Genomic DNA, 22,175 nt, shown 5'->3' on the forward strand with positions numbered 1-22,175 from the left:
CTCAGACCAGCACGTCGCGGATCGACGGGTCCTTGTCGAACTGGGCCTTGGCGAAGGGGCACAACGCGACGACCCGGGTCTTGGTCTCGCGCGCCCAGGCCACCAGCGCGTCGAGCAGCTGGCGCCCCGCGCCCTGGCCCTTGAGGCGCTCGTCGACCTGGGTGTGGTCGATGATGATCAGCGTGGGGTTGGTGCGGCTGTAGGTCATCTCGGCGAGGCGCTCGCCGGCCTGCTGGATGAAGAAGGCGCCGGTGCTGCCGGCTTCCTGGTGTTCGATGGAATGGGTCATGGGAAGGGTTGTTTCAGGTGGGCCGCCGTCGATCCATTGGACAGGCACCCCTTGCCGCAGCGTGTTGTGCACCTCCGCCACCGCATCGGTTTCGCGCAGCAGCCGGGCAATGGTGTCCGGTGGCGCGGGCGACTGTACCCGCGCCCGGTAGCGCACGTCGCGCGCGGCCAGGCCGATGCCGGCGAATTCGGCCTCGGCCTGCACCTCCACCCGCTCCAGCACCACGCCCAGGCGCGCGGCCTCGCGGTACAGGTCGTTGCAGTAGCAGGTGGCCAGGGCCAGCATGAGGAACTCGCCGCCGTTGGTGGCCGAGCCGCCGCCCGCGGCCTTGGGCGCGACGGGCAGCGTGTGTTCGGCGTCGCCTGTGCGCAGAACCACCTGGTGCTGGCCCGGTGCGTGGGTGAGCGAAGCCGAAATGCGCATGCTTCGGCTCATGCCGGTTCGCGCGCGGGGCCGCGCGGGCGCCGCGGGTGGCGCTTGCCATTGAGCAGCTGGCTGATCCAGCCGTGGCGCACGAACAGCGCGTAGCTGCCCAGGCAGACCAGCGTGGAGGCGGTGATGTTGAGCGCGATCTTGGCCGCGGCCGGCAGGGGCTGCTCGAACAGCAGGGCGCCGAACAGGATGGTGAGCGGGTAGTGCACCAGGTAGACCCAGTAGGCGCTGTCCGCGAGGTAGCCCAGCACCGCCTGGCGCGAGGACAGCCAGCGCAGGGCCAGGCCGATGGCGGCGAAGCTCCAGAGCCAGGCGATGCAGTGGTAGCTGTACCCGATCAGCAGCGCCGGGCCCTGGCGCAGCGCCACGGCAAAGGCGATGAGGTAGCAGGCCAGGCCCGCCACCGCGTAGCCCGCCCAGTGGCGCTGGAACCGCGCGAACAGCTCGGCCTGCCGCCCGTGCAGCATCAGCCCGAAGGCGAAGAAGCTGCCGTAGTAGAGCCATTCGTTCCACTCGGGCAGGAAGGCGCCGGCGGGCTGCAGGACGGCGTTCGGGTAGGCCGCGCTGGCCAGCAGCAGCGGCAGTGCCAGCGCCACGCAGGCCCAGGGCTGGCGCGCCAGCCAGGCCAGCGCCGCCTCGGCCGGCGCGAACCAGGCGCGCGGCAGGCGCCACAGCGCGGCGGTGAAGACGCACAGCCACAGCAGCATCCACAGGAACCACAGGTGGATGGTGTTGGGGCCGCCCAGGATGGGCAGCTCCGGCAGCACGCCGGGGTCCAGCCCCCAGCGGTGCAGCACCATGCGGTTCATGAAGAACAGCGCCGCCAGGCCCGAGGCCAGCCAGAGCGGCGGCCAGAACAGCGCGAAGGGCAGGCCCAGGCGCAGCAGGCGGTGGCGCAGCAGGCCGTCGGGGCCGCGCGAGCGCGCCAGCAGCGCCGCGAAGAAGCCGCCCAGGATGAAGAAGGCCGGCATGCGAAAGGCGTGGATGGACGAGACCACCACGTCGGCCACCAGGGTGCGCTGCTCGTCGCGCCAGGCGTTGGGCAGGTGCTGGGTGGCGTAGATGGCCTCCACGTGCAACACGATGCCCAGCCACATGAGCAGGGCGCGCAGGTTGTCCAGCGCGTGCAGGCGCTGTCCGGTGCTCGGAACGGGCGGGTGTTCGCTCATTGGGCGGGCACATTAGCAGCCCGCCGGTGATCGCGCCACCCCGCGCTGGGGACGGCCGCTCAGCCGGTGCCGCCGCCCGCGTCCGTCTCCAGCGCCAGCGTGCCGCGCACGCCCAGGTCGGCGCGGTGCCGCGCGAGCCAGGTTTCGGCCGCGCCGCGGCCCTGCTGGAACAGGCGCTCGAGGAAGGCTGGGTCGGTGCGCGTTTTGCTGCCCGCGCCCAGGGCGGCCAGTTCGGCGCCGCCGTCCACCCGGTGCAGGCGCAGCGCGGCGATGCGGCGGAACACGGGGCTGCGCAACTGCCGCGCGACCCAGCCCTCGGCGGCCAGCAACTCCTTGAGCAGAGCGATGCTGCGCAGCTCCTTGATCAGGCTGGCGTTGAAAGTGACCTCGTTGATGCGGTCCAGGATCTCGTTCGCGCGCACCGGCAGCGCCTCGCGCGCGGCGGGGTTGATCTGCACCAGCAGCAGGTCGTCGCCCGGGCTTTCCAGCAGCGGCAGCAGCGAGGGGTTGCCGGCGTAGCCGCCGTCCCAGTAGGCCTCGCCGTCGATTTCCACCGCCTGGAACAGCAGCGGCAGGCAGGCCGAGGCCAGGATCACGTCGGCCGAGAGCTCGTGCTGGCGGAAGATGCGCAGCTCGCCGGTCTTCACCCGCGTGGCGGCGATGAAGAGCTGGGTGCGGTGGCAGGCGCGCACGCGGTCGAAGTCCACCGTGTCGCGCAGGATGTCGCGCAGCGGGTTGAGGTTGAGCGGGTTGAGCTGGTAGGGCGAGGCCTGGGTGCTGAGCCACTGCGCGTAGGAGCGCACCGGCCCCAGCCAGGGCGCGGCCCAGGGGCTGTCGGGGTCCAGCCAGGGCGCCGCCGGCGCCGACTCCAGGCCGCCAAAGGGGTTGATTTCGCCCACGCGCGTCCAGAACCGCCGCAGCGCGGCGCGCGCGCCGTCGCGCCCGCCTTCCATCAGGCCGCTGGCCAGGGCGACGGCGTTCATCGCGCCCGCGCTGGTGCCACTGATGCCGGTGAGGCGCAGAGAGGGGTCCTCCAGCAGGCGGTCCAGCACGCCCCAGGTGAAGGCGCCGTGCGAGCCGCCGCCTTGCAGCGCGAGGTCGATCGGGGTTTTGTGGGCGGGGACGGCTGGCTTGCTCATGGTCCATTGTTGCACTGCAGCATGAATCCGGGGCTATTCCCGGGCTCGGCGACAATGCCGGGCTCCATGATGAACGCCGAGCACCGCGAAGACCCAGCCAACGCCCCCCAGGGGCCGTTGGCGCGTGAGGCGATCGCGCTGGCCGCTTTCGACCACGTGGTCTCGCACGCGCCGGGCTTCCGGGCGCGCCCCGGGCAGCGCGAGATGGCCGCCTTCATCGCCGAAACCTTGGCCGGCGTGAAGCTGGGCGACGACAGCGTCTCGGGCGAGGCCGGCGCGCCCGAGCGCGGCATCGCCGTGGTGCAGGCCGGCACCGGCGTGGGCAAGTCGGCGGCCTACGCGGCCACGGTGATCCCGCTGGCGCTGGCGCAGCAAAAGCGCGTGCTCATCAGCACCGCCACCGTGGCGCTGCAGGAACAGCTCATCAACAAAGACCTGCCCGCGCTGGCCGCGCTGCTGCCCCAGCCCTTTGCCTACGCCCTGGCCAAGGGGCGCGGGCGCTACGTCTGCCGGCTCAAGCTGGACCAGCTGGCCGGCGGCGAGGCGCAGGACGCCGACCTGTTCGGCGAGGAGGGCGCCGGCCCGGCCAGCGGCGCCGCGAAGGACGACTGGGCGCAGCGCGCGCGCCAGTACGCGCAGTGGACCATCGCGCTCGACCAGGGCGACTGGAACGGCGACCGCGACCGCCTCGACGAACCGCCCGATCCCGCCCTCTGGGCGCCGGTGGCGGCCGAGCGCCACACTTGCACCGCGCGCCACTGCCCGGCCTACAACAGCTGCAGCTACTACCAGTCGCGCAACCGGCTGGCGCAGGCGCAGGTGATCGTGGTCAACCACGACCTGCTGCTGTCCACCCTGGGCCTGCACGCGCTGCCCGCGCCGGCCGACTGCTACCTGGTGCTGGACGAAGCGCACCACCTGCCCTCGGTGGCCCAGGGCCAGTTCACGTCGCAGATGGACCTGATGCGCACCGGCTGGCTCGACCCCCTGCCCAAGGCCTTCGAGGAGGTCGCGCGCGCCATCGCGCACCGCCACGACCTGGACCTGGCCGAGGCCACGCGCGGCGCCAAGGCGGCGCTGGCCGATCTGGCGCGCCTGGGCATGGACCTGCTCGGCCCGGCCGTGCGCGAACACCCGGCCGAGGCGCCGCCGCTGGTGCACCGCCTGGACGCGGGCGCCCTGCCGGCCGGCTGGGCCGAGCCCCTGGCCCAACTGCAGGGGCACGCCCAGCGCCTGCTCAAGCTGGCCGAGGCCCTGGCCACGCAGCTGCGCGCCAACGCGCGCGACAACCCCGGCGAGGCCGCGCGCTGCGCCGAGCACTACGCGCGCATCGGCCGCTTCGCGCCGCGCCTGCAAAGCCTGCACGACACCACCAGCCAGTGGCTGCTGCTGGCCAGCGAGGGTGCGCCGCCGCAGGCCAAGTGGATCGAGGCCCGCGTGGAGCGCGGCATGGTGGCCATGAGCGCGCACGCCTGTCCCTTGCAACCGGGCAGCCTGCTCAGCGGCCACCTGTGGCGCCAGGTGCGCGGCGCGGTGGTCACCTCAGCCTCGCTGGTCACCTGCGGCGGCTTCGACCACTTCCTGCACGAGGCCGGTCTGGCCTGGGACGCCGCCGTGGCCACGCGCGAGGTGCAGAGCCCCTTCGACCACGCGAAACAAGGCCGCCTGGTGGTGGTGCAGACCCGCGCCGACCCCAAGGACGTGGACGGCTACACGCGCGAGATGCTGGACCTGCTGCTGGCCGACCTGCGCGAGGTGAAGCGCGGCGCGCTGGTGCTGTTCACCTCGCGCGCGCAGATGCGATCGGCCCAGCAGTTGCTGGAGCGTGGCGAGCACGCGCGCCTGCGCGAGCGCGTGCTGGCGCAGGGCGAGTCCTCGCGCACGGTGCTGCTCAAGCGGCACGCGCAGCGCGTGGGCGAGGGCGAGGCCTCCATCCTGTTCGGCCTGCAGTCCTTCGGCGAAGGCCTGGACCTGCCGGGCGAGCTGTGCGAATGGGTGTTCATCACCAAGCTGCCCTTCGCCTCGCCCAGCGACCCGGTGGGCCAGGCGCGCGCCGAATGGCTCAAGAGCCAGGGCCGCGACCCGTTCAGCGAACTCGTGGTGCCCGCCACCGGCGCGCGCCTGCTGCAGTGGACCGGGCGCGCGCTGCGCACCGAGACCGACGAGGCCACCGTGGTCTGTTACGACGGCCGCCTGCTGCGCCAGGGTTATGGCCGGCGCATGCTGCAGGGCCTGCCACCCTACCGCCTGCAGCGGCGGCAGGCGGGGGTGACGGCCGACGTGTGAGGCCGCTCAGGGGGTGAGGGCGCGGGCGCAGCGGGCCGGGAAAACGTTCACCTTGTTGACGATGGCCTGCTGCGTCAGCGTGGGGTCGAAACGGTGCAGGTGCGCGGAGGTGGTGGGCGAGGCCGCGGCCTCGCTGGAGCTCCAGTACCAGCTGTCGGCGATGCCGCCGATGTCGCCGTTCTCCTTCAGGCGGCTCTGCATGTTGCCCGCGAGCAGCGGCGCCGCCTGCGTGCCGCAGACGCCACCACCGAAGGTGTAGCCCAGTTCGCAGATGGCGGGCAGGTACCAGTCGGAGAACCCGCTCGCAGCGCTGTCCTGGCAACGGCCCGCCGCGGACGGGATGGCGCCCACGGCCATGACGATCTGGTTGGTGTTGCTGGCGCCGTCGGTCAGGCTGCTGGCGCCCATGAGGCTGGCAGGGCCCCAGTCGCCCATCGGCGTGGCGTCGCTGGGTGCGGCGACCTTGCCGCCGACGCTGCCGCTGGCGACGGTGGTGTCGTCAAGGTCGAACACCCAGCCGCCTTGGTACCAGCTGCCAAAGGTGATCACCTGGAGCGCCGCGTTCACGCTGTTGGTGTTGCTGCCCTCCACCTCGAGCAAGGCGGACGCGGGGGCGGCGTTGCCTGGTGCGGCCGTGGGCGTGGCGCCGGGCGTGACCGTGGCGGTGCAACTGGCGCCCGCCGCCAGCGTGGCGCCGCAGGTCGAGATCTGGCTGGTGCCCGCGGGCAGGCCCGTGGTGTTCAGGGCCAGGTTCAGCGCGGCGTTGGCACCGGTATTGGTGATGGTGAGCGTTCTTGCAGTGCCCGACACCGCCAGCGCCAGCTGCGACACGCTGAGGCTGAGCGTGGTGGCCGGTGCGGGCGGGGGCGCGGGGGCGGGGGCCGGGCCTGGCGAGGGAGAGGAGTTGCCGCCGCAGGCGGCCAGGCTTCCAAGGGCGAGCAAGGCCATGGCCCGGCGCAACAGGGGGCTGATCGACGGCATCTGCTGAGGTCTCCTGAACGATAGGGGTGACGGCGGCGCCGCGCACGATATCACCGACTCGGGCCGGGCCGCCGCGCCGAACGCCCTTTGCTACGATGCCCCGGGCCCACCGCCGGCCGCTTTCTTCCCCTCTCCACCCGATCGCCATGCTCTACGCCGTCCTCAAACTCCTCCACGTGCTCGCCATCGTCTTCTGGGTCGGTGGCATGGCCTTCGCACACGTCTGCCTGCGGCCTTCCGTGACCATGCTGCCGCCGCCCGAGCGCCTGCGCCTGCTGCACGCGGTGATGCAGCGCTTCTTCCGGGGCGTGCTGGTGGCCGCGCTGCTGGCGCTGGTCACCGGCCTGTGGATGATCGGCCGCGTGGCCAAGGAGTCGGTGCAGGCGGGCGTGAACTTCGCCATGCCGCTGGACTGGACCCTCATGGGCGCACTGGGCATCCTGATGATCGCCATCTTCGGCCACATCCGTTTCGCCCTGTTCAAGCGCCTGTCGCGCGCCGTGGCGGCCAGCGACTGGCCGGCCGCCGGCGCGGCGATGGCCTCGATCCGCCAATGGGTGCTGGTCAACCTGGTCATCGGCGTGGCCATCATCGCCATCGCGCTGCTGCTGACCTGAGCGACGTGCGTGCGACACCTGGCCCCGCCTGCCTGCGCCGCGCCGCCACCGCCGGCCTGATCGCCATGCTGTCCGTCCTGCTGCCGGCCTGCGCGCTGCCCCCGCTGGACGGGCGGACCGAATCCCATGCCCTGGCGCCGGCCGAAGCGGCCGGCACCGCACTGGGCCGCGCCCTGGCGCCGCAGGCGGCGGCCCACCCGGGGCAGTCGGGCATCCTGGCGCTGGAGGACGCGCTGGAGTCCTTCGCGGCGCGGATGCTGCTGGCGCGCGCCGCCGAGCGCACGCTGGACGTGCAGTACTACATCTGGCGCGACGACATCACCGGCCACGCCCTGCTGGACGAACTGCGCCAAGCGGCCGCGCGCGGCGTGCGCGTGCGCCTGCTGCTGGACGACAACGGCCAGTCCATGGACGCCACGCTGCTGGCGCTCGACGCCCACCCCGGCATCGAGGTGCGGCTGTTCAACCCGTTTTCGGTGCGCCACCCCAAGGCCCTGGGCTACCTCACGCACTTCTCGCGCGCCAACCGGCGCATGCACAACAAGGCGCTGATCGCCGACAACCAGGCCGCCATCGTGGGCGGGCGCAACGTGGGCGACGAATACTTCGGCGCCACCGATGGCGTGCTCTTCGCCGACCTCGATGTGCTGGCCACCGGCGCGGTGCTGCCCGACCTGTCGGCGGACTTCGACCGCTACTGGGCCAGCGGTTCGTCCTACCCCATCGATCGCATCGTGCCGGCCGGGCGCGCGGCCGACGCGCGCCCGGTCAGCGAGGCGCTGGCGCGCCAGGATCCGCGCGCCGCGCGCTTCTCCGAGGCCCTGCGCGCGTCGCGCTTCCTGCCCGATCTGCTGGCCGGCACCCTGGAGCCCCTGTGGGCCCAGGTGGAGATGGTCAGCGACGACCCGCGCAAAGGCCTGGGACAGGCGCGCGACCAGGACCTGCTGGCCCACCAGCTGCGCCGCATCCTGGCGCGCCCGCCGCGGGCCTCGCTGGACCTGGTGTCGCCGTACTTCGTGCCCACCGACGCGGGCGTGGGCGTGTTCGCCCGGCTGGCCGCCAGCGGTGTGCGCGTGCGCATCCTGACGAATGCGCTGGAGGCCACCGACGTGTCCGCGGTGCACTCGGGTTACGCGCGCCACCGCCAGGCGCTGCTGCGCGCGGGCGTGGAGCTGTATGAAATGCGGCGCGGCGCTACGGTGCCCGGCCGCTCCGGCCTGATGGGCAGCTCGGGCTCCAGCCTGCACGCCAAGACCTTCGCCATCGACGGCCAGCGCGTGTTCGTGGGTTCCATGAACTTCGATCCGCGCTCGGTGCGGCTCAACACCGAACTCGGCTTCATCATCGACAGCCCGGCCATGGCCCAGGCGGTGGAGCGCGCGTTCGGGCGCGAGATCCCGGCCGCCGCCTACGCGGTGCGCTTGGACGGGCAGGGCGGCCTGGTCTGGATCGAGCGCGGCGAAGGCGGGCGCGAGATCCGCCACAACCGCGAGCCCGGCGTCGGCCTGGGGCGCAGCGCCTGGATCGGCCTGTTGTCGCTGCTGCCCATCGAGTGGCTGCTGTAGCCGGCGCTCAGTCGGCCTGGGCCCGCAGCCCCGGTGGCGCCACCCGCTCGCCCCACAGGCGGCGCCACAACCAGTCCAGGCCCTGCGCCACGTCGATGCGCATGCCTTGCAGGCGCGAGGCGCGCGGCCCGTTCGCCCGCTCGGCTTCGGTGCCGAGGTCGAAGTGGAAGGTGTAGTGCGGCTCCTGGCCCATGCGCAGGTCGGTCACGTAGAGCCGGCCCCCGTCTTCCAGGACGCGGAAGAAGCCGTGGGTGAACGCGGCCATGCGCCGCAGGCCCTCGACGCCGGCGTGGCGCTCGGCCAGCGCGGCGCCGCGGGTGTAGCGGCGCCAGTCGATCGCGCGGCCTTCGTCGAGCAGCGAGTAGTGGCCTTCGGCGTACTGCGTGGGGCCCATGGCGACCACCCGCCAGAGCACGGTGTTGAAGGGCGCCGGCGTCACCAGCAGTCGATCGGCCGCGATGCCCTGCTGGCGCAGCGAGTCGCGCGCCACCTGGGCCACGTGGTGCTGCGCCGCCACGCTCCACGCCAGGTAGGCGCTGCTCAGCAGCAGCCCGATGGCGTTGGCCCTGAGCCCGGTGCGCGGCGCCGACAGCGCCCACACCACGCCCACGATCAGGGGCAGGGTGTACGCCGGGTCGATGATGAACACGCTGCCCACGCCGAAGGGGTGGTTGCTGAAGGGCAGCAGCAACTGCGTGCCATAGACCGTCATGGTGTCCAGCAGCGGGTGCGTGACCAGGGCCAGCCACAGGGCCAGCCACCAGCGCCGAAACAGCGCGCCCTCGCCGTGCAGGCGCGACACCCCCCAGGCCAGCAGCGGCGCGAACAGCGTGAGGTAGAACAGCGCGTGCGACTCGCCCCGGTGCAGCACCATGTTGAGCACGGCGTCGCCGTGGTCGATGAAGGCGTCGAGGTCGGGCAGGGTGCCGGCGATGGCGCCCCACAGGGCGGGCTTCCAGGCGGCGGTGCGCCGGCCCATGACGGCCATGGTGACGGCGGAGCCGAGCGCGATCTGGGTGAGTGAGTCCATGGTGGACGCCGATGCTATCGGCGCTCCATCAGGCCTGGACGACGATGGGGAATGTGGCCTTCACGCCATCGCCGTCGGGCGTGAACGGCCGGGTGAGCGCCGCGCGGGCGGCCTCGTCCAGCCGGCGCCAGAGGCCGTCGCGCGGGTTGCCGGGGTCGCCCTGCACGTAGAGCTGGGTGGTGAGCAGCTCCATGCGGTCCAGTTTCACCTTCACGTGGATGTGCGGCGTGCGCCCGGTGTACGGCACGGGGCGCAGGGCGCGGAAACGGTAGCGGCCCTCGCGGTCCAGCGCCGCGCGGCCGAAACCCTGGAAGGCCGGATCGGCGCGGTCGCCGTCGCCCGGGTGGTGGTAGTGCCCGTCCGCATCGCATTGCCAGATCTCGACCACCGCGCCCCGCAGGGGCCGACCGTCCAGATCGACCACCGTGCCCTCGATCCAGGCGGCCTGGCCCTTGCCGTAGCGCACCTGGCCGTTGCGCAGCAGGTCGGCGTCGGTGTCGGCGGGCAGCGTCACGGGGTAGAAGGGGCCCTCGGTCTGGGGGGGCGTGGGCCGCAGGCCGCCTTGCGCGATGGCCGGGCTCAGCCAGCCGGGGGCGGCGATCAGCGCGGCGCTGCCAAGCAGCAGGCAGCGGCGGGTGCGGGCGGGAGTGGAGGTGGCCATGGCGGTTTCGAAGCGCGGGTGGCCGGTGAGTTCCGCGCGCCGCCTCGTATCAGTAGGGTTCGCGCCCCGGTGGGGGCGGGGTGTCGGGCGCGGCCTCGCGGCCGTTGTCGCGGGCCGAGGCCATCCAGGCGATCAGCGAAGAGCGCATGGCCTCTTCCACCGACATCTCGACCGGCGTGACCCAGCTGCGCGGCACGAACACCGTGTAGCCGCCGATCATGTAGCCCATGGGCAGGTAGACGGCCACCTGATCGAGTTCACCGAGCGCGCCGGGCAGACCGCTGAAGTTTTGCCGCGTCACCAGGCCGACGATGGACATCTCGCCGCCCGGTGCGCGCAGCAGGACCACCTGCTGCTGCGGGTGGTCCTTGTCGTGCGGGGCGAAGTAGTCGGCGAAGTTCTTCAGCGAGGAGTAGATGCTCTTGACCACCGGCAGGTTGGTGAAGGGCAGCTCCACCACCGAGAGCACGCGCGCGACCTCGGGGCGCGAGACCAGCACACCCAGGCCGAAGATCAGCGCCGCCACGATGACGATGCCCAGGCCCGGCAGGTAGAAGTCGCCGACGAAGGGGCTGATGAGCGCGCGCGTCAGCGATTCGGTCCACACCACCAGCAGGTACAGCGCGTACAGCGTGAGGGCGGCCGGCAGGAAGGTGATCAGGCCGCGCAGGAAGGTTCGGGTCAGGGTCGATTTCATGGGCGTGGGGGAGAATAGCAGTCCCTGGTGGCGAACGAATGCCGCCGACGGGCGGGCCTTGCAATGGCCGTGCCCGCCCCCAGGTGCCGGATTCGCCCGCATTTCCGCCGCGGGACGCCGGAACTCACGTGACCCCATCCGCTCTCTCACCCATGAATCCTGTTGCCGATCTGCTGGGCCGCGTCGCGGGCTTTGCTCTGCGCCTGGCGCTGGGCCTGGCCGCGGCGGTCTTCCTGGTGAGCCTGTTGCTGGCCTCGGTGCTCGCCGTGGCGGGCATGTCGCTGTGGGCCTTGCTCACCGGGCGCCGGCCGGCGCCGCTGGTGGTGTTCGGCCGCATGCGCGAGCGTTCGCGCCAGTACTCGCAGGGCGTGTGGCGCGCTGGCCCGGCCGCGCCGGGCGCTGCGCCGCGCGGCGAGGTGGTGGACGTGGATGCGCGCGAGGTCGAGGAGCCGCGCCGGCCTCAGCCCTGAGGCGGTGGCGCGCGGCGCGCCAGCGCCGCCTCGTACAGCGCGTTGCGCGGCGCGCCGGTGATGTCGGCGGCCGCTTTCACGGCGGCCTTGAGTGGCAGGTCCGCGAGCAGGCGGTCGAGCACGCGCAGGGCGGCTTCGGGCAAGGCGTCGTCCTCGGGGGATGAACCCTCGCGCGGGTGCACCAGCAGCGCGAACTCGCCGCGGATGCGGTTCGCGTCGCCCGCCAGCCAGCCCGGCAGGGCGTGGGCCGCCAGGTGCACCACCTCCTCGAATTGCTTGGTCAGTTCGCGCCCCAGCGTGATCGGGCGGGGCCCCAGGGCCGCGGCCAGGTCGCGCGCCAGCGCCTCGATGCGGTGCGGCGCTTCGAGCAGGACACAGGCCTGTGGATCATCGGCGATGGCTTGCAGCCCGCGCTGACGCTCCGCGCCCTTGGCCGGCAGGAAGCCGGCGAAGCGGAAACCGCCGTCCCAGCCCGTGTGGCCGCTCACGCTCAGCAGCGCTGTCAGGCTGCTGGGGCCGGGCACTGGCACGCAGCGCAGGCCGGCGTCGCGCACGGCGGCCACCAGGCGCGCGCCGGGGTCGCTCACGCCGGGCGTGCCGGCGTCGCTCACGTACACCACGCGCTGGCCTTCACGCAGCAGGGCGACGACGCGCACCGCGGCCTCGCTCTCGTTGTGCTCATGCGCCGCGATCAGCGGCTTGTGCAGCCCATAGGACTGCAGCAGCGCGGCGGTGTGGCGCGTGTCCTCGCAGGCCACGCAGTCGGCCAGGTCGAGCACGTGCAGGGCGCGCAGGCCGATGTCGGCGCGGTTCCCGATAGGGGTGGCCAGCATGTACAGCGCGCCCTGCGGAAAATGCTGCGCACCCGCCGCGGCGCGCGCGGCGTGGAGCAGTTCAAGGGCAGGGGGTGACACGTGCGGTGGTTTCCATCAGGGGCGCCGAAGCCGGCGCGCGAGGCCGGCCAGCGGGCCGAGGACAGGGCCTTGGCGCACCTGCAAGGCCAGGGGCTGAGCTTGGTGCAGCGCAACTTCCGCACGCCCGGGCGCGGCGGCGGCGAGATCGATCTGATTATGCGGGAGCCCGACGGCACGCTGGTCTTCGTCGAGGTGCGCCAGCGCCGATCAGGGGCCTATGGCGGCGCGGCCGCGAGCATCGATGCCACGAAGCGCCGGCGCATCGTGTTCGCGGCGCGGCACTTTCTGGCGCGGCAGCGGTCCATGCCACGTGCACGCTTCGACGCCGTGCTCATCCACGGCGACGGCGGGGAGCTTCAGTGGCTGCGCGCGGCATTCGACGCCAGCGATCCGTTTTCTTTTTGACACGAGGCCCACGGCTATCATCGCGCCCATGCTCTTGCAGCGCATTCAACAGCAATTCATCGACAGCGCCGACCTCAAGTACCAGAGCGCGCCGGTGCTCGCCCCTCTGGTCGAGGGCGCGGTGTCGGCCTTGCTGGCCGGCCTCACGGGCGGTGGCAAGGTGCTGGCCTGCGGCAATGGCGCCGGTGCCGCGCTGGCCCAGCAGTTCGTGGTGCACATCCTGGGCCGCCACGAGCGCGACCGCCCCGGCCTGGCCGCGCACTCCCTGTCGGCCGACGCCGCCGTGCTCACCGGCATCGCCAACGATTTCGACGGCCGACAGGTCTTCGCGCGCCAGATCCATGCCCTGGGCCTCGCGGGCGACGTGCTATTGGTCTTCAGCACCGACGGCCAGGCCGGCAACCTGGTGGCCGCCATCGAGGCCGCGCACGAGCGCGAGATGACCGTGGTGGCCCTGACCGGCGCGCGCGGTGGCCGCGTGGCCGCCCTGCTGCGCGACACCGACGTGCACATTGGCGTCCCCCACGAGCAAGCCTCGCGCGTGCTCGAGGTGCAGCTGCTGGTGCTGCACTGCCTGGCCGACGGCCTCGACGCCCAACTGCTCGGCCTGCCCGATTCCACCCCCATCGACACGGAGAACCCCGCATGACCACGACCCGACCTTCCGCGAACCGAACCCGCCTGGGCACCGCCGTGCTGGGGGCTGTCGGCCTGTCGCTCGTGCTGTCCGCCTGCGCGCCGCTGGTGCTGGGCGGCGCGGCCGTGGGCACCGCGCTGGTGGCCTCCGACCGCCGCAGCTCGGCCACGCAGCTGGAGGACCAGACCATCGAAATGCGCGCCGGCAGCCGCATCCGCGATCAGCTGGGCGGGCGCGCCAATGTCTACGTCAACAGCTACAACCGCCAGGTGCTGCTCACCGGCGAGGTGCAGAACGAGGCCACCAAGGCCGAGGCCCAGAGCATCGTGTCGGGCGTGGACAACGTGCGCAGCATCGTCAACGAGCTGCAGGTGATCAACTCGCCGGGCTTCTCGCAGCGCACCACCGACACCTTGATCACGGGCCGCATCAAGGCGGGCTTCGTGGACGCGCGCGACATCCCCACCACCGCCATCAAGGTCACCACCACCAACAACGTGGTGTATCTGATGGGCCGTGTCACCGCCAAGGAAGCCGAGCGCGCCACCCACGTGGCCCGCAACGTGGACGGCGTGCAGCGCGTGGTGCGCGTATTCGAGGTGCTGACCGAAGAAGAGCTGAAGCGACTGGCGCCGGAGCCGTCCGTTCAGCCCTCGAACGTCGTGACGCCGCCGCCGGGCAGCAGCGCGCCTGCGACCACCGCGCCGCGCCAGTGAGCGCGACGGGGTGCGCAACACCCCGTGAGTGAGTTGTGATGGAACCCGTCCCCGACAGTGGGCGGGGCGTGCGACTGGCCTCAAGAATCCCTCAAGCTTTCCCCAACTACTGTTGAGGCGGTATTCGGCGTTCTGCCTCGCGCTGATGTGATCGTGCATTCCGTGCCCATGGCGCGGCGTTGTGACTCGCATCAGGGGGCAGGGGATGAGCAGCAAGACGCGCCAGCGCATGGTGTTTCAGCGCATGGCCATGGCGGTGGCCGTGGCCATGGGTGCTTGGTCGATCGGTACGCCAGCCTGGCCGCAGATCGTGGCCGACCCGGGGGCGCCGGGGCGCCAGCGGCCGACGGTGCTGTCGGCGGGCCGCGGCGTGGCATTGGTCAACATCCAGACGCCCAGTGCGGCGGGCGTGAGCCGCAACAGCTACCGCCAGTTCGATGTGGGCGCCGCGGGGGCGATCCTGAACAACAGCCGCGGCGAGGCGCAGACCCAGCTGGGCGGCTGGGTGGCGGGCAACCCCTGGCTGGCCACGGGTGGCGCGCGCATCATCCTCAACGAGGTCAACTCCAGCGACCCCAGCTGGCTCAAGGGCCCGATTGAAGTGGCCGGCCAGCGCGCCGAGGTGGTCATCGCCAACCCCTCGGGCATCCAGGTCGACGGCGCGGCCTTCCTCAACGCCAGCGGCGTCACGCTCACCACCGGCACGCCCGTCTTCAACGGCGGCGCGCTGGACGCCTACCTCGTGCAGGGCGGGCAAGTCCGCGTCGAGGGCGCGGGCCTGGACGCGCGCGGCGCCGACGCCACCGCCATCCTGGCGCGCGCCACGCAGCTCAACGCCGCGCTCTGGGCGCAGCGCCTGACGCTCGTCAGTGGCGCCAACACCATCGACGCGACCAGCCAGCGGCCCACGGGCGCGGCCCCGCCCGCGGGCGAGGCCCCTGCCTTCGCGCTGGACGTGGCCGCCGTCGGCGGCATGTACGCCGGCCAGATCCAGCTCATCGGCACCGAGGCCGGGCTGGGCGTGAACAACCAGGGGGTCATCTCCGCCGAGAGCGGCCCGCTGCAGCTGCGCGCCGACGGCTGGCTCGTCAACAAAGGCAGCCTGCAAAGCGAGGGCGAGCTGCAGGTGAAGGCCCAGGGGGTGGACAACGCCGCGGGCGCCGTCATCGTGGGCGAGCGCGTGGGCCTCGGCGCCGACACCGTCAACAACGGCGAGGGGGCCGTCATCGCCGCGCGGGGCGATCTGTCCATCCAGGCCCGTGAATCCATCAGCAACCGGCGCGGTGGCCTCATCCTCAGCGGCGCGGACATGGCCCTCGCGGCCGAGCGCATCGAGAACCGCAGCGCGCGCATCGAAGCCCTGGGTGAGCTGGACGTCAAGGCGCGCGTGCTCATCAACGCCAACGAGCACCTGCAGACCGAAGTCACCACGGACGGCGGCACCACCACCACCCGCACCCTGTACTTCACCCCCAGCGGCGAAGTCGATGCGAGCGAGATCGCCTGGATGGCCGTCAAACCCCTCTCGCTGATGCAGGGCAGCGAAGGCTGGAACGACTACGTGCGCTATGGCCGCCCCTGGATCCTCACCCGGGCCAGCGCCGAGGCCCTGGGCGTGAGCGACCCGCAGTTCAATGCCTGGTACCACGGCCCCGAGCCCTTTGTCGCCGCCGGCATCGTCACCGTGGGCAGTGGAGACAGCGAGGCCCAGGTCTGGCAAGACGCGCAGTTCAACTACCGCCGCGGCGACCCCATCTGGGCCGCCCTGGGCGTGGCCCCACCGCCCGGCGAGCCTCCGGGCCCCATGCCCCGCCCGCCAGTTCCCGACGGCGCCGTCCCCGTGGACCTGAGCGCCTACCAGCGCGAACTCGCCGCCTGGCAGGCCCAGGCCGCCCCCTGGGTGGCGCTGGGCGAGACGCTCGGGGCGGTGAGAGGCGCCATCAACGCCGAGCTGCGCCCCTTCGACATCTACCAAACCGTCACCGAGACCCGCCCCGCGCTCAAGACCGTGCACAGCGAGCCCGGGCAAATCCTCTCGGGCGGCGGCATGCGCATCGACGCGAGCGAACGGCTCAGCAACCAAGACAGCGAGATCGTGGCCGGCGGCGTTCTGCCGAGCTCCTGCGTTTTCTGACAGCACTGGATGAGTTGATTGCTGTTGCCATAGCTCAGCGGAAAGCGCTTTATGCAATAGCGGATTGATCGGTCCACGTTCTTCGTCGCGCCAGGCGCCATTGAAGGGCAGGGCTCAGAGAGAGCAAGGGCCGCGCGGGCAATATCGGCATCGGTTTGCAGATGGCCGGCACGGGCGCGGTCGTTGACGGCGCCGCTTGTGCGGGCTACCACGCGGAGTTCTCAGCGGAGGGGGAGGCGCGCATACAGCCCGGAGCTGAGATTAAATACAACGCCAACGGAACATATGAGGCACGGGTGCAGATTTGGGATTCGAAGAAGGGTGCTTGGGTGGACAACTTCGCTGGGGGACTGGCTTTGACGCCACCTCGCCAAGCGGCATTCAGATTCAGTTTCGATGGGACGCGAAGAATCAGAGAACCACGTTCTATCCAATCGGAAAACCATGAGCACGAAAAATCAGCTCTTTCTTAGATGTCGGCCCGGAGATTGGATCGTCAAGCCGGAAGAGGGGAAGCATTACAAGGTAGATCTCGACCTTCATGTTTATGACGGATTGGGAAACCTTTTGCCTGCGTTCGAGTTGATGTGCGGGGCCATCTACAGCGACATCCAAAGCGCCAAAGGCTCAGGAGCAAACTTCCTCGAAGGCATTCGCCAGATCGAGGCTGGTGAAACCTCCTACATCGAAGCCGATGGCAACGCCTGGGTGGCCTACATCACCCCTGACAAAGTCTGGTTCGAGGGGCTATACAGCCAAGGCGAAGGCGGCGAGGTCAGCTTCGCTCAATACAAGCTCGCCGTGCAAACCTACGTGCGCTTTCTGGCGGATCCAGAGCAAAAGCCGATCGAGGTCGAATTTCCTTCTTGAGCGCGGAGTTCGCCGCCGATGGGGTCGTGTGGGCTGCTGCCGGTTTCATAGACACCTTGTTGAGGTGGAAGATGAAACCGCGCAGGTCAGGCCAAAGACATGGGGCAGGAATTGCGCTGCGGTCGTGCCCGGCGTCCTCAGGCATGCGATCAAAGCGACTGCCGCGTCTCGTGGTCGGTAGCTCACCAGATGCACCAGCGGAACATCGGGAGGCCGGGCTCCTCCTTGAGAAGTGCCTGATGACCGCGGGCAGGGGATTTCACATCCGCTGTTAAGAACTTAACCGGCAAGACGGTCACGCAGTAGGACACTGGAACTTCCTTAACTCAGAAGGGCGTTCCTGTGGCTGTATACGTTGTCGCTCAACTCAAATTCAAGGATCGGCCAGCCTACGACCGCTACCAGGCTGCATTCGGGCCTGTCTTTCGGCAGTACGCGGGGCAGGTCCTCGCCGCGGACGAAGCACCTCGTGTGGAAGAGGGCAGTTGGTCCGCTGACAAGGTGGTTCTGCTTTCCTTTCCCGATGAGTCGACCTACCGCACCTGGGCGGACTCGCCCGAGTACCAGGAGATTGCCAAGGACCGCCACGCAGGCGCGGAAGGCGTCGTCCTGCTGCTGAAAGGGTTTCCAGCATGAGTCGCCGTGTAGTCGAGGTAGGAAAGCCTTGGGAGAGCACGGTGAAGTTCTCCCTGGGCGTGGTGCACTCCGGCCTGACGCTGCATACCGCCGGTGTAACGGCCCGAGATTCTCAGGGGCAGCTTGTTGGCGAGGGAGACATGAGAGAGCAGACCGCTCAATGCTTTCGCAATCTCGACGACATCATCAAGGCGGCTGGCGCCCGCTGGGAGGACGCAGTGAAGCTCACGCTGTACACGACCGATATTGAGCGATTCCATACCGAGACGATCGAACTCCGGGCTCCCTATTTTGTCGGTAAGCCCGCCGCTACGTTGCTGGAGGTCTCCCGGTTGATTGACCCTCGCATGCTGGTTGAAGTTGAGGCGGTTGTGCATCTGCCGGGTCAGAAGCCATGAGCACCATGGCCGCTGATGCGGGCGCCTACCTGGGCAGCGAGATTGAAGACTTGCTTGCGACATGCACGCGATGCGCGCGATGCGTTGAGGTGTGTCCCGTTGTTCCGCACGGTGCGGCCTCCGGCGCGGAACCCCGCCAGGTGATTGGTGGTGTCTTGAATCTGCTGCGTACCGGCGCTGCACCGGAAGCGGCCTCGTCCGATTGGCTGCACGGGTGCAACGGATGTGGTGATTGCATCCCTGCATGCCCGGAAGAAATCAATCCTCGGCGCCTGCTGATGCTGGCAAGCATGCATGACGCTGCCCGAGAAAGCAGAACGCCCCAACTCTTTCGACGCATGGCACGGTCCATCAAACTGATGATCGCCATGCAGTTGCTGCCATCGGATTACGCCCGGCTGTTCATGCCGACGCGTCCGCGCAAGGCACAAGTGGTCTTCTACACCGGCTGCAATGCACTTCGAACGCCAAACCTCATGTTCAACACCATGGCGATCCTTGATGCGTTGGAGGTGGACTACGAAGTGGCCGGGGGACCCTCATCGTGCTGTGGTGTCATCGCCTCCAAGTGGCAGGGGGAGCTGCAAGTGGGTGGACGTGTCACGGCTCACACGATCAAACGCTTTGAAGCTTTCGAGCCAGAGAAGGTTTTGAACTGGTGTCCGACCTGTGAAATTCATTTGAACGAAACCATGCAAGGCTTTGTTCCCCGTGAACATGAGTTCGACCATGTTACGGACTACTTCATGACTCGTGCGGATCGGCTGAAGGAGCTCTTTGTCCAGGAGATTCCTCGCCGGGTGGTTCTGCACGCTCATCATGGGATGCCCGAGATCGGGCGCAACGTTGAATCCCTGCTGCGTTCGATCCCGGGGCTTGAGGTGGTGGAAGCAGTCCTGGAGTCCTCTTACACCTGCGGTGGTTCGGGTTGCTCCAAGACGCCATCGTTGCAGGCTCAAGAGCATCAGCACCTTGTCGACCGGGTCAGATTTCACCAGGCCGATGCGCTGGTCACGCTGTATCACGGTTGTCACATGGCCTTCATCGGACTTGAGAGAACCGAAGATTTCGAGGTGGTGAACTTCACCGAACTTCTCGCTCAGGCACTGGGGCAGGCGCCACATCCGGATCGGCTCAAGGAGCTCCGTCACCTCGATGACTGGAGGGCCATCGTGGAGGCTTCCCAACCCTTGCTGCAGAAGAATGGTCTGTCGATCGACAGCGAATGGCTGGAGCGTCATGGCGCGGAGATCTTTTCGGTCTCTGAGTTCAAGGGCGGCCTGGACTGCCTGGCGACAGATGCACCCAGAAGTACTTTCACTCCATCCACCCACGTCTCTCACCTACCCACCGCTGGAGGTCTCTCATGAAGTTCTTGACGCGATCCGTGCTCGCCATTGCAGTTGCCGCCTGGACGGTCTTGCCATTGAGGGCGCAGGAGGTGTTCCCGTCAAAGCCCGTGCGTATCGTGGTGCCGTTCACCGCCGGGGGGCCCACCGACGTGCTGGCTCGCATGCTGGGTGAAAGGCTGTCGGAGAAGTGGAAGCAACCGGTGGTGATCGAGAACCGTGCAGGTGGTGGCTCCACCATCGGTACCAACCTGGTTGCCAAGGCCCCTGCGGACGGCCACACCATCGGAATGGTGGTCATGGCGCATGTGGTCAACCCCGCCATTCGCAGCGACCTGCCATACGACACGCTGGGCGACCTCGCGGGAGTGAGCCAGATCACCACGTCGGCCTGTGTGCTGGTGGCCCATCCATCGGTGCCGGCCAACAACGTGCGCGAGCTGATCGCGCTTTCCAAAGCGCAGCCGGCCACACTGAGCTACGCCACGCCGGGTGCCGGAACCCTCAACCACATGTCCGGTGCGCTGCTCAACTCCCTTGCGGGTACCGACCTGTTGCATGTGCCTTACGGTGGCAGCGCGGCTGCCCATGCCGACGTGCTCAGCGGTCGCGTCCCCCTGATGTTCGACGTGTGGGCACCTGTCAGGGAGTATGTCCGGGCTGGCCGGTTGAAAGTACTCGGCATCACCTTGAAGGATCGGATGCCCAGTGACCCCACGTATCCCACGATTGCGGAGACGGTGCCTGGCTTTGAAGTGGTGTCCGCCTTTGGCATGGTGACGTCCAGCAAAGTGCCACGGCCCGTGATTGACAAGCTCGGTGCGGACATTGCTGCCGTGGTGAAGGAGCCGACATTCGCTGCGAAGGTAAGAGATTTCGGCATGGAGCCCGTGGGCAGCAGCCCGCAGGAGTACGACCGCTTCATCCGGTCGGAAGTGTCGCGCTGGTCCCGCGTGGTCCGCGAGAGCAACATCAAGGTGCAGTGAGCCGAGCATGAGTGCCATCACCACCCAACGCGTGACCTCCATAAGGCACTGGAATGACACGCTGTTTAGCTTCACCACCACGCGTGCGCCCGGTCTTCGTTTTCGAAATGGACACTTCATCATGGTGGGCCTGCCTGTGGCAGGCAAACCTTTGATGCGTGCATACAGCATCGCCAGCCCGAACCACGCAGAGGAGCTTGAGTTCTTCAGCATCAAAGTACCTGATGGTGCGTTGACGTCGCGGCTCCAGCATCTTAGTGAAGGGGACGAGGTGCTGGTCGGCAGCAAGGCCGTGGGGACCCTTGTGCTCGACGATTTGCGTCCAGGCCGCAATCTGTACCTTCTCGCCACGGGAACGGGGCTGGCGCCCTTCATGAGCCTTGTGCGCGACCTGGAGGTCTATGAACGGTTCGAGCGCGTCGTTCTGGTCCATGGGGTTCGGTATGTGAGCGAGCTGGCGTATGCAGAGGAACTGCAGGTGCACCTGCCCAACGACGAGTACCTGGGTGAACAGGTTGCCCGAAGACTCGTGTACTACCCGACCTGTACGCGCGAGCCGTTCAAGGTGACAGGGCGCATACCTGAGCTCATTCGCAGCGGTCGTCTGGCGAACGACCTGGGATTGCCCCTGCTCTCGCCCGCCTCGGACAGGGTGATGATCTGCGGAAATTCGCCTGCTCTGGCAGAGATCCGTGCCGAACTGGATGCCCGCGGGTTTGAGGCATCTCCCTGCACAGGCGATGCCGGCGACTACGTGTTCGAGCGAGCTTTCGTAGAGACATGAGCTACGTGGTCACCGAGAGCTGTATCCGGTGCAAGTACACCGATTGCGTGGCCATTTGCCCAGTAGACGCGTTCAGGGAGGGGCGCAACATGCTGGTCATTGACCCGGCAGCGTGCATAGACTGTGGCGTATGTGAGCCGGAGTGCCCAGCTGGGGCGATCGTGTTTGATATGGATGCGGCGCCACTCTGGCGCGACCTCAATCAACGCATGGCTGCTCAGTGGCCAGTTATTTCGGAGCCCAAACGCGCCCCACCCGATGCGGACCTGTTTCGTGGTGAGGCCGACAAGTACGCTAGATACTTCACCGAGACTGCGGCGTAGTGTGCTTGATGGAACGGCGGAACAATCCCAAATGGAACCAGGCGCTGCAAGGCCTCAGTCACGACGAGGCAGAGGCTGTGCACAGCCTGATGCGTGCCCGTTCCTATTCTCCTCGAGGAGTGATCTTCAGTCAGGGTGAGCCCAGCGATACGCTGGTTGTGGTGCGCAATGGACGGGTGCGGCTGTTCATCACATCACCCGAAGGGGAAGAGTTCACGCTCAGCCTGCTGACAGGCGGCAGCATCCTTGGTTTGGCCGCTGCCGTGCTTCAGCGACCGCGGATTCTCTCGGCTGAAGCAGTAGGGCATGTGGATGTCTCCATCCTTTCAACCAGTGATTTTGTTGCCAGCATGGGCCGCTTCCCACGCTTCTCCCACAACATCACTCGCCTGCTGGCCCTTCTGGCCGTAGAGAATATTGAGCGCAGCGCGCCACTTGTGCTGGATTCGGCATCGCAGCGCCTTGGGCGCATTCTGGTGGCCCTGGCTACCCGAATGCCCAGCGGAGAACAGGCGGTGCGCGATCTCACCCACGATGACCTTGGAAAGATGATCGGCGCAAGCCGGACTTGGGTAAGTCTGACACTCGCCGATTTTGAGCGGCGCGGCCTCGTTACCCGTCAGCCAGGATGCATTGCCATTCTGGATCCTAAGGGACTGATGCTCTGAGCGCAGATAGCGCGCTCGC

The 22,175-nt window shown here is 69.0% G+C and carries 24 protein-coding genes; 16 read left to right on the forward strand and 8 right to left on the reverse strand.

Translation table 11 applies throughout. The features are described from left to right. Window position 1: 1 nt before the first annotated feature. From BHU06_RS22930 to BHU06_RS11885, 3 genes are read right to left on the reverse strand one after another with little or no spacing between them, the layout of a single operon-like run. Entirely contained in the window at window positions 2-712 is a 711-nt protein-coding gene (locus tag BHU06_RS22930; protein WP_204743381.1) for a GNAT family N-acetyltransferase, read from the reverse strand. Window positions 713-720: 8 nt separating this feature from the next. Then, window positions 721-1,890 carry an acyltransferase family protein gene (locus tag BHU06_RS11880; protein WP_070399395.1) on the reverse strand — a complete coding sequence of 390 codons (1,170 nt, stop codon included), beginning with the start codon at window positions 1,888-1,890 and terminating at the stop codon, window positions 721-723. A 59-nt stretch (window positions 1,891-1,949) separates the two neighbouring features. After that, complete coding sequence (locus BHU06_RS11885) at window positions 1,950-3,029, reverse strand: patatin-like phospholipase family protein (protein ID WP_070399396.1); 1,080 nt, start codon at window positions 3,027-3,029, stop codon at window positions 1,950-1,952. Window positions 3,030-3,083: 54 nt separating this feature from the next. Between BHU06_RS11885 and dinG the strand changes: the two genes are divergently transcribed. Beyond that, window positions 3,084-5,315 (forward strand): ATP-dependent DNA helicase DinG, encoded by a 2,232-nt coding sequence (gene dinG, locus BHU06_RS11890; protein ID WP_254668160.1) that lies wholly within the window; start codon window positions 3,084-3,086, stop codon window positions 5,313-5,315. Window positions 5,316-5,321: 6 nt separating this feature from the next. Here dinG and BHU06_RS11895 read toward each other — a convergent pair whose 3' ends face one another. Further along, the gene (locus BHU06_RS11895) at window positions 5,322-6,296 is read right to left on the reverse strand and encodes a hypothetical protein (RefSeq protein ID WP_070399397.1); all 975 of its coding nucleotides are present in this window, start codon (window positions 6,294-6,296) and stop codon (window positions 5,322-5,324) included. Between the two features lie 146 nt (window positions 6,297-6,442). Between BHU06_RS11895 and BHU06_RS11900 the strand changes: the two genes are divergently transcribed. Continuing rightward, entirely contained in the window at window positions 6,443-6,913 is a 471-nt protein-coding gene (locus BHU06_RS11900) for a CopD family protein (RefSeq protein WP_070399398.1), read from the forward strand. 65 nt (window positions 6,914-6,978) lie between these two features. Beyond that, the gene (locus BHU06_RS11905; RefSeq protein WP_070399550.1) at window positions 6,979-8,478 is read left to right on the forward strand and encodes a phospholipase D family protein; all 1,500 of its coding nucleotides are present in this window, start codon (window positions 6,979-6,981) and stop codon (window positions 8,476-8,478) included. A 7-nt stretch (window positions 8,479-8,485) separates the two neighbouring features. On the opposite strand, the gene BHU06_RS11910 is transcribed toward BHU06_RS11905, so the two are convergent. From BHU06_RS11910 to BHU06_RS11920, 3 genes are read right to left on the reverse strand one after another with little or no spacing between them, the layout of a single operon-like run. Continuing rightward, the gene (locus tag BHU06_RS11910; RefSeq protein ID WP_070399399.1) at window positions 8,486-9,508 is read right to left on the reverse strand and encodes a metal-dependent hydrolase; all 1,023 of its coding nucleotides are present in this window, start codon (window positions 9,506-9,508) and stop codon (window positions 8,486-8,488) included. A gap of 28 nt (window positions 9,509-9,536) precedes the next feature. After that, complete coding sequence (locus BHU06_RS11915; RefSeq protein WP_083293185.1) at window positions 9,537-10,169, reverse strand: protocatechuate 3,4-dioxygenase; 633 nt, start codon at window positions 10,167-10,169, stop codon at window positions 9,537-9,539. 49 nt (window positions 10,170-10,218) lie between these two features. Further along, window positions 10,219-10,866, reverse strand: a complete 648-nt coding sequence (locus BHU06_RS11920) for a DUF502 domain-containing protein (RefSeq protein WP_070399400.1) — start codon at window positions 10,864-10,866, stop codon at window positions 10,219-10,221. 152 nt (window positions 10,867-11,018) lie between these two features. Here BHU06_RS11920 and BHU06_RS11925 point away from each other — a divergent pair, with 152 nt between their 5' ends. After that, window positions 11,019-11,336, forward strand: a complete 318-nt coding sequence (locus BHU06_RS11925) for a hypothetical protein (RefSeq protein WP_070399401.1) — start codon at window positions 11,019-11,021, stop codon at window positions 11,334-11,336. Here BHU06_RS11925 and rsmI read toward each other — a convergent pair. Further along, the gene (rsmI, locus tag BHU06_RS11930) at window positions 11,327-12,169 is read right to left on the reverse strand and encodes a 16S rRNA (cytidine(1402)-2'-O)-methyltransferase (RefSeq protein ID WP_083293207.1); all 843 of its coding nucleotides are present in this window, start codon (window positions 12,167-12,169) and stop codon (window positions 11,327-11,329) included. The two genes, BHU06_RS11925 and rsmI, sit on opposite strands and share 10 nt — an antisense overlap. An 81-nt stretch (window positions 12,170-12,250) precedes the next feature. Here rsmI and BHU06_RS11935 point away from each other — a divergent pair, with 81 nt between their 5' ends. From BHU06_RS11935 to BHU06_RS22120, 12 genes are all read left to right on the forward strand, one after another. Beyond that, entirely contained in the window at window positions 12,251-12,655 is a 405-nt protein-coding gene (locus tag BHU06_RS11935) for a YraN family protein (RefSeq protein WP_070399403.1), read from the forward strand. 28 nt (window positions 12,656-12,683) lie between these two features. Then, a complete protein-coding gene (locus tag BHU06_RS11940; RefSeq protein ID WP_070399404.1) occupies window positions 12,684-13,304 on the forward strand; it encodes an SIS domain-containing protein in 621 nt (206 codons plus the stop codon). Then, the gene (locus tag BHU06_RS11945) at window positions 13,301-14,008 is read left to right on the forward strand and encodes a BON domain-containing protein (RefSeq protein ID WP_070399405.1); all 708 of its coding nucleotides are present in this window, start codon (window positions 13,301-13,303) and stop codon (window positions 14,006-14,008) included. Before BHU06_RS11940 ends, BHU06_RS11945 begins: the two co-directional genes overlap by 4 nt. Before the next feature lie 205 nt (window positions 14,009-14,213). Next, window positions 14,214-16,142 (forward strand): filamentous hemagglutinin N-terminal domain-containing protein, encoded by a 1,929-nt coding sequence (locus tag BHU06_RS11950; RefSeq protein WP_070399406.1) that lies wholly within the window; start codon window positions 14,214-14,216, stop codon window positions 16,140-16,142. 444 nt (window positions 16,143-16,586) lie between these two features. Continuing rightward, on the forward strand, window positions 16,587-17,012 hold the full coding sequence (locus tag BHU06_RS11955) for a hypothetical protein (RefSeq protein WP_139147055.1): 426 nt from the start codon (window positions 16,587-16,589) through the stop codon (window positions 17,010-17,012). A gap of 342 nt (window positions 17,013-17,354) precedes the next feature. Next, window positions 17,355-17,648 carry a DUF1330 domain-containing protein gene (locus BHU06_RS11960; protein ID WP_070399408.1) on the forward strand — a complete coding sequence of 98 codons (294 nt, stop codon included), beginning with the start codon at window positions 17,355-17,357 and terminating at the stop codon, window positions 17,646-17,648. Window positions 17,649-17,689: 41 nt separating this feature from the next. Next, window positions 17,690-18,046: a RidA family protein gene (locus BHU06_RS11965; protein ID WP_175442842.1), complete on the forward strand. Its 357-nt coding sequence runs from the start codon at window positions 17,690-17,692 to the stop codon at window positions 18,044-18,046. Beyond that, window positions 18,043-19,416 (forward strand): (Fe-S)-binding protein, encoded by a 1,374-nt coding sequence (locus BHU06_RS11970; protein ID WP_083293186.1) that lies wholly within the window; start codon window positions 18,043-18,045, stop codon window positions 19,414-19,416. Before BHU06_RS11965 ends, BHU06_RS11970 begins: the two co-directional genes overlap by 4 nt. Further along, window positions 19,413-20,381, forward strand: coding sequence for a tripartite tricarboxylate transporter substrate binding protein (locus BHU06_RS11975; RefSeq protein WP_070399411.1), 969 nt, complete (start codon window positions 19,413-19,415; stop codon window positions 20,379-20,381). Before BHU06_RS11970 ends, BHU06_RS11975 begins: the two co-directional genes overlap by 4 nt. Window positions 20,382-20,388: 7 nt before the next feature. Then, window positions 20,389-21,165, forward strand: coding sequence for a ferredoxin--NADP reductase (locus BHU06_RS11980; protein ID WP_070399412.1), 777 nt, complete (start codon window positions 20,389-20,391; stop codon window positions 21,163-21,165). Continuing rightward, a complete protein-coding gene (fdxA, locus tag BHU06_RS22115) occupies window positions 21,162-21,488 on the forward strand; it encodes a ferredoxin FdxA (protein ID WP_083293187.1) in 327 nt (108 codons plus the stop codon). Before BHU06_RS11980 ends, fdxA begins: the two co-directional genes overlap by 4 nt. A gap of 8 nt (window positions 21,489-21,496) precedes the next feature. After that, window positions 21,497-22,156 (forward strand): Crp/Fnr family transcriptional regulator, encoded by a 660-nt coding sequence (locus tag BHU06_RS22120; protein ID WP_139147056.1) that lies wholly within the window; start codon window positions 21,497-21,499, stop codon window positions 22,154-22,156. Window positions 22,157-22,175 lie beyond the last annotated feature (19 nt).

The sequence above is a fragment of the Hydrogenophaga sp. PML113 genome, from assembly GCF_001777155.1.
Taxonomy (GTDB): domain Bacteria; phylum Pseudomonadota; class Gammaproteobacteria; order Burkholderiales; family Burkholderiaceae_C; genus Hydrogenophaga; species Hydrogenophaga borbori.

Bases quoted from the DNA above. Each gene is read 5' to 3' on its own strand.
- BHU06_RS11910 (WP_070399399.1), bottom strand. From the start codon at position 9,508: ATGGACTCACTCACCCAGATCGCGCTCGGCTCCGCCGTCACCATGGCC.
- BHU06_RS11905 (WP_070399550.1), top strand. From the start codon at position 6,979: ATGCTGTCCGTCCTGCTGCCGGCCTGCGCGCTGCCCCCGCTGGACGGG.
- BHU06_RS11900 (WP_070399398.1), top strand. From the start codon at position 6,443: ATGCTCTACGCCGTCCTCAAACTCCTCCACGTGCTCGCCATCGTCTTC.
- fdxA (WP_083293187.1), top strand. From the start codon at position 21,162: ATGAGCTACGTGGTCACCGAGAGCTGTATCCGGTGCAAGTACACCGAT.
- BHU06_RS11950 (WP_070399406.1), top strand. From the start codon at position 14,214: ATGAGCAGCAAGACGCGCCAGCGCATGGTGTTTCAGCGCATGGCCATG.
- BHU06_RS22120 (WP_139147056.1), top strand. From the start codon at position 21,497: ATGGAACGGCGGAACAATCCCAAATGGAACCAGGCGCTGCAAGGCCTC.
- BHU06_RS11955 (WP_139147055.1), top strand. From the start codon at position 16,587: ATGAGCACGAAAAATCAGCTCTTTCTTAGATGTCGGCCCGGAGATTGG.
- BHU06_RS11915 (WP_083293185.1), bottom strand. From the start codon at position 10,169: ATGGCCACCTCCACTCCCGCCCGCACCCGCCGCTGCCTGCTGCTTGGC.
- BHU06_RS11980 (WP_070399412.1), top strand. From the start codon at position 20,389: ATGAGTGCCATCACCACCCAACGCGTGACCTCCATAAGGCACTGGAAT.
- BHU06_RS11940 (WP_070399404.1), top strand. From the start codon at position 12,684: ATGCTCTTGCAGCGCATTCAACAGCAATTCATCGACAGCGCCGACCTC.
- rsmI (WP_083293207.1), bottom strand. From the start codon at position 12,169: ATGCTGGCCACCCCTATCGGGAACCGCGCCGACATCGGCCTGCGCGCC.
- BHU06_RS22930 (WP_204743381.1), bottom strand. From the start codon at position 712: ATGCGCATTTCGGCTTCGCTCACCCACGCACCGGGCCAGCACCAGGTG.
- BHU06_RS11885 (WP_070399396.1), bottom strand. From the start codon at position 3,029: ATGAGCAAGCCAGCCGTCCCCGCCCACAAAACCCCGATCGACCTCGCG.
- BHU06_RS11970 (WP_083293186.1), top strand. From the start codon at position 18,043: ATGAGCACCATGGCCGCTGATGCGGGCGCCTACCTGGGCAGCGAGATT.
- dinG (WP_254668160.1), top strand. From the start codon at position 3,084: ATGCCGGGCTCCATGATGAACGCCGAGCACCGCGAAGACCCAGCCAAC.
- BHU06_RS11945 (WP_070399405.1), top strand. From the start codon at position 13,301: ATGACCACGACCCGACCTTCCGCGAACCGAACCCGCCTGGGCACCGCC.
- BHU06_RS11895 (WP_070399397.1), bottom strand. From the start codon at position 6,296: ATGCCGTCGATCAGCCCCCTGTTGCGCCGGGCCATGGCCTTGCTCGCC.
- BHU06_RS11920 (WP_070399400.1), bottom strand. From the start codon at position 10,866: ATGAAATCGACCCTGACCCGAACCTTCCTGCGCGGCCTGATCACCTTC.
- BHU06_RS11925 (WP_070399401.1), top strand. From the start codon at position 11,019: ATGAATCCTGTTGCCGATCTGCTGGGCCGCGTCGCGGGCTTTGCTCTG.
- BHU06_RS11880 (WP_070399395.1), bottom strand. From the start codon at position 1,890: ATGAGCGAACACCCGCCCGTTCCGAGCACCGGACAGCGCCTGCACGCG.
- BHU06_RS11975 (WP_070399411.1), top strand. From the start codon at position 19,413: ATGAAGTTCTTGACGCGATCCGTGCTCGCCATTGCAGTTGCCGCCTGG.